The 388-nt window shown below is 41.5% G+C and carries 1 pseudogene; it reads right to left on the minus strand.

Going from position 1 to position 388, the window contains the following annotated elements:
• Positions 1-388 (minus strand): annotated as a pseudogene (locus tag JHD59_RS22380) (hypothetical protein); the annotation flags it as partial.

The following is a 388-nucleotide window of genomic DNA, read 5'->3' on the forward strand; positions in this document are numbered from 1 at the left end:
CTTTTACTGAGTCTGTAATTCTAGAAAGTCGTTCTTTTTTTTCATGCCAATTTTCACATTTCTTTACTTTAAAACACCGATGATCTTCTCTTCCATCTGGGGTATATAGGCCACCACCAGGGCTTGGAACATCATTGGCACCGACGGCGATTATACGGCCATTTACATCACTAATTGCAGCCCCTACTTGGCGCGACAAACAGGCAGACTTTATGCCTGCGGCGTATGCAATATACATTGCATGTTCGTGAGTTGAAGGCGTTAGTGAGTTTGATCCATGAATTAATGAAATAAATCTATCCACCTGGGAGCTTAGTAAGCCTATATTGCCAAATGGGTTGCTTAAATAATAATCAGCAAGCTTAAATGCTTTCTCTAGTTGCTGCCC

This window comes from Chromobacterium sp. ASV23 (assembly GCF_016428945.1).
In the GTDB taxonomy this organism is placed as follows: Bacteria; Pseudomonadota; Gammaproteobacteria; order Burkholderiales; family Chromobacteriaceae; genus Chromobacterium; species Chromobacterium sinusclupearum.